Below are 4177 nucleotides of genomic sequence, written 5' to 3'. Positions count from 1 at the left end.
CCACATCAGTGGAAGACAGGGGATCGTGCTTCGAACTATGCTTTTTCATGGTCTCGCCCTCGCTGCCGTTGGCTTCTTTGAACGCCACCGTGGCACTGTGATGCCTCGGCGGGGGCGAGTCCATCGATTACAAGGGATACGCGTTTGTGCGGGCGGCGACATTCCTGCAGCCAAAAGCTACGCAGCATGCTAAACCATGGGCCCCAGCCCGCTGCGAGAGAGCCCCGGTGAAAGCCGTCCGCCTGACCCTGATCTGCCATGCCCTGACCCAGGCCCAGAAGACCGGGCGCCTGCACCGTGCAGATGACGGCATCTTGCCGTTGACCCAACAACCTGACGCTATTGTGCCCGGCATGCAGGTGCTGACTGCGCCAGAGCGGCGGGCCTGCGAGACGGCGGCGTGGTTGTCAGGGAAGGTGCAGATCGAGCCAGCATTGGCCGATTGTGACCTTGCGCGTTGGCAGGGTTTGCCGCTGAAACAGTTGCAAACCGAGCAACCGCTGGCGTTGGCAGACTGGCTGCAAGACCCGGCCAGTGCGGTGCATGGTGGGGAGTCGTTCGCTGCGCTATGCCAGCGTGTGGCCACCTGGTTGGCGGCTTTCGACACGCCGGGTGAGTGGTTGGCGGTGACTCACCCGATGGTCATGCGCGCCGTGCTGGTACAGGTGTTGGGGTGCCCGATGCAGGCCAGCCAGCGTATCGACGTGCTGCCGCTTTCGCGCCTCGAATTGAGCTTTACCGGGCAGTGGCGCCTGCGCCTGGGTTGAGGATCAGAACGCCAGCTTGTAGCCGATCAGCAGCAGCATCGCCGCCAGGCACGGGCGCAGTACGCGGTCGGAGATGCGCCCGGTGAGGTGGCTGCCCAGGTAGATGCCCGGCAGCGAGCCCAGCAGCAGGTAGCCCAGCAGCGACCAGTCCATGTTGCCCATGCCGGCGTGGCCCAGGCCTGCTACCAGCGTGAGCGGCACGGCGTGAGCGATTTCGGTACCGACCAGGCGGCGGGTGACCAGAAACGGGTACAGCAGGAACAGCGCAACGGTACCGAGGGCGCCAGCACCGATGGAGGTGAGGGTGACCATTACCCCCAGCACGACGCCAGTGAGCACGGTGAGGGTGTTCAGGCTGCGGTCGCTGAGGTGATAGTGGTCACCGGCATGGCGGCTGGCAAAGGCCTGCAGGCGCGATTTGAACAGGATGGCCAGCGCGGTCAGGATCAGTACCACCGCCAGGCCTTGCTTGATGATGGCGTTGAGCGCCGAGGTGTCGGTGTGCAGGGTGTTGAGGAACCACAGTGTCAGCGCTGCGGCGGGTACGCTGCCCAGGCTGAGCAGGCCGGTGATCTTCCAGTCGATGTTCTTGTGGCGCGCATGCACCCAGACGCCACTGGCCTTGGTGATTGCCGCATAGAGCAGGTCGGTACCGACGGCCGTCGCCGGGCTGATGCCAAACCACAACAGGATCGGGGTCATCAGCGAACCGCCACCAACGCCGGTCATGCCGACGATGAAACCCACGACCAGGCCAGCAATGGTGAAACCGAAAGAACCTACATCCATACGCTACTCGACTGCCCATCTTTGCCCGTTATCGGATGCAGCCAGCATATAGATTTTTTTATAGCCAAATAGACTTGTTCGTTATTAGGTTATAACCGTGCAGCCTGTCAGCGATCGGTCATCACCACCATCACATGCGCGTCCCCGCCATCCTCACTTTCCGACAGATAGATGTGCCCCACCTGGCTATCGAAGTACGCAGTTTCCTGCGGCCCGATGCTCACAGCTTCACCGGTTTCGAACTCGATGCGCACCCGCCCGCTCAGCACCAGCGCGAACTCTTGGCCGGGGTGGCGGATAAAATCGTCGAACTGGCCCCGTTCGCGGGCAATGATGCGGGCATAGGCCGGGGTCATGCGTCGCTCGGGGAAGTCGCCAGCGATCGGGTGGTAATCGTAGGTGCCGGTGGAGTACCCCGCCGCCGCAGGTAGCGAGTCGACCACCACCGTCACCGGCACCGGGGCGCTGACCGTAGCGCTGGCGCGAAACAACTGGGCAATGTCGACATTCAGCGCCCGTGCAGCGGCGGCCAGCTTTTCGTAGCTGACCGAAACTTGTGCCAGCTCCATCTTCGACAGGGTAGACACCGGCACGCCACTGGCTTCGGACAATTGCTTGAGGGTCATCTGGCGCGCCTTGCGCACCTGGCGCAGGCGCTGGCCGACTACAGCGCGGTCAAGCAGGGGTAGGGCAGCGGGCATTCAGGGTTCTCGGCATACGGCGTTGGTCGGGCATCTTACCTTGGACACTTGCGCATTTCTAAATTCTCATATATTAGAATTCTCATAAATGATAATTATCCTGGCAGGAGCGTGCATGACCCCGACTTACGACACCCTGATCATCGGTGCCGGCATTGCCGGCGCCTCGCTGGGCTACCGCCTGGCTGGCCAGCAGCGCGTACTGTTGCTCGAGCGCGAATCACAGCCTGGTTACCATTCCACCGGGCGTTCAGCGGCCATGTTCATGGAGGCTTACGGCACCCCGCAGATCCAGGCGTTGACCCGCGCCAGCCGGGCCTTTTACGAAACGCCGCCGCAAGGCTTCTGCGAGCACCCGCTGCTGGAACCGCGCGGCTGTCTGTATGTGGCCAGCGTGGAGCAGCGCGAGCTGCTTGAGCAGACTCATGCGCAGAACCTGGCCAACGGCACCGAAGTCAGCCTGCTTGACCGTGACGCCACCCTGGCCCTGGTGCCCAGCCTGCGTGGCGAAACCCTGGCCGGCGCAGTGCTCGAGCCAGGTGCGATGGACATCGATGTTCACGCCCTGCACCAAGGCTTCCTGCGCGGTTATCGCGCCGCCGGCGGTGAGCTGCGCTGCAATGCCGAGCTGATCCAGGCCTGGGACCTGGACGGCCTTTGGCAGGTGGAGCTGGGCGACGGCAGCCGGGTGCAGGCGCGCCAGCTGGTCAACGCCGCTGGCGCCTGGGCCGACCGTGTGGCCGAACAGTGCGGCGTGGCGCGCATCGGGTTGCAACCTTGCCGGCGCAGCGCCTTCACCTTCCCCGGCCCGGCAGACCAGGACTTCGCTCGCTGGCCGGCAGTAATCGGCGTCGACGAAAGTTTCTACTTCAAGCCCGACGCCGGTCAGTTGCTAGGGTCGCCAGCCAACGCCGACCCGGTCGAACCCCAGGACGCCGCGCCAGAAGAGCTCGACGTCGCCTTGGGCATCTACAACATCGAAGCCATGACCACCTTGGCGATCCGCCGCCCCAGCCACTCCTGGGCCGGGCTGCGCTCGTTCGTTGCCGACGGCGACCTGGTGATCGGTTTCGATGCGCACGTCCCCGCGTTTTTCTGGCTGGCGGCGCAAGGTGGCTATGGCATCCAGTCGGCCGCCGGCGCCTCGCGCCTGGCTGCCGACCTGCTGCTTGGTCAACCCCTGTGCCCTAGTCTTGTCAGCCAGGGTGTGGCGCCCGAGCGCCTGTCCCCAGCCCGCTTCCAGCAACCATGAAAGGAACATCCCATGAGCAATGACATCCAGCGTTTCCCCAGCAGCCTACCGTTCCCGTTTTCCCGTGCAGTGAAGGCCGGTGGTTTTCTGTTCCTCTCCGGCCAGGTGCCGATGAGTGCCAGCGGCGAAGTGGTGCGCGGCGATATCCAGACCCAGACCCGCGCAGCCTGCGAGCGCATCGCCGAAAGCCTGGCGGCGTGCGGCGCGCGTTTCGACCAAGTGGTAAAGGCCACGGTATGGCTGTCGGACATGAGCCACTTCGCCGGTTTCAACGAGGTCTACAAGGAGTTCTTCGGTGCGGCGCTGCCAGTGCGTTCGACCGTGGCCTCGGCCTTGGCGCTGGGGGTGGATGTGGAGATTGAAGTGCAGGCGTTTGTCGGCGACGTGTAACCGAACACAAAGCCCATGTGTAGGAGCGGCCTTGTGTCGCGATAGGGCCGCACAGCGGCCCCGGCGATCTATGTAGAAATGCAGAAATCCCGGGGGCGCTCCGCGCCCCTTTCCGACCGGTCCGGCGCACCGGTAAGGCCGCTCCCACAAAAGCTACACGGTGGCAGTAAGACAACAACAATAAATCCAGAGGTTCACATGCAAGAGCAGCTGAAGATTGCCGGCGCATTTGTCGGCGTGATCGTGGGGGCGGGGTTCGCTTCGGGGCGGGAACTGTT

The 4177-nt window shown here is 63.8% G+C and carries 5 protein-coding genes; 3 read left to right on the top strand and 2 right to left on the bottom strand.

Features of this window, described 5'->3' with window-relative positions; genetic code table 11:
* The first annotated feature begins 227 nt into the window (after nt 1-227).
* On the top strand, nt 228-767 hold the full coding sequence (locus tag AK81_RS27505; protein ID WP_043204392.1) for a histidine phosphatase family protein: 540 nt from the start codon (nt 228-230) through the stop codon (nt 765-767).
* A 3-nt stretch (nt 768-770) separates the two neighbouring features.
* Here AK81_RS27505 and AK81_RS27500 read toward each other — a convergent pair whose 3' ends face one another.
* Together AK81_RS27500 and AK81_RS27495 are read right to left on the bottom strand one after the other, a co-directional pair.
* Nucleotides 771-1556, bottom strand: coding sequence for a sulfite exporter TauE/SafE family protein (locus tag AK81_RS27500; protein WP_043204391.1), 786 nt, complete (start codon nt 1554-1556; stop codon nt 771-773).
* Nucleotides 1557-1663: 107 nt separating this feature from the next.
* Nucleotides 1664-2257: a helix-turn-helix domain-containing protein gene (locus tag AK81_RS27495; RefSeq protein WP_043204390.1), complete on the bottom strand. Its 594-nt coding sequence runs from the start codon at nt 2255-2257 to the stop codon at nt 1664-1666.
* A gap of 115 nt (nt 2258-2372) precedes the next feature.
* On the opposite strand from AK81_RS27495, the gene AK81_RS27490 reads away from it, so the two are divergent.
* Together AK81_RS27490 and AK81_RS27485 are read left to right on the top strand one after the other, a co-directional pair.
* Nucleotides 2373-3509: an NAD(P)/FAD-dependent oxidoreductase gene (locus AK81_RS27490; protein WP_043204388.1), complete on the top strand. Its 1137-nt coding sequence runs from the start codon at nt 2373-2375 to the stop codon at nt 3507-3509.
* A 12-nt stretch (nt 3510-3521) separates the two neighbouring features.
* Nucleotides 3522-3899, top strand: coding sequence for a RidA family protein (locus AK81_RS27485; protein ID WP_043204387.1), 378 nt, complete (start codon nt 3522-3524; stop codon nt 3897-3899).
* Nucleotides 3900-4177 lie beyond the last annotated feature (278 nt).

Source organism: Pseudomonas putida W15Oct28 (genome assembly GCF_000708715.2).
Taxonomy (GTDB): Bacteria; Pseudomonadota; Gammaproteobacteria; order Pseudomonadales; family Pseudomonadaceae; genus Aquipseudomonas; species Aquipseudomonas putida_R.
Note: the sequence above shows the minus strand (reverse complement) of the source record. Positions and strands in the feature narration are given on the sequence as shown.

Coding starts and splice junctions, on each gene's coding strand:
- AK81_RS27500 (WP_043204391.1), bottom strand. CDS start 1,556: ATGGATGTAGGTTCTTTCGGTTTCACCATTGCTGGCCTGGTCGTGGGT.
- AK81_RS27495 (WP_043204390.1), bottom strand. CDS start 2,257: ATGCCCGCTGCCCTACCCCTGCTTGACCGCGCTGTAGTCGGCCAGCGC.
- AK81_RS27490 (WP_043204388.1), top strand. CDS start 2,373: ATGACCCCGACTTACGACACCCTGATCATCGGTGCCGGCATTGCCGGC.
- AK81_RS27485 (WP_043204387.1), top strand. CDS start 3,522: ATGAGCAATGACATCCAGCGTTTCCCCAGCAGCCTACCGTTCCCGTTT.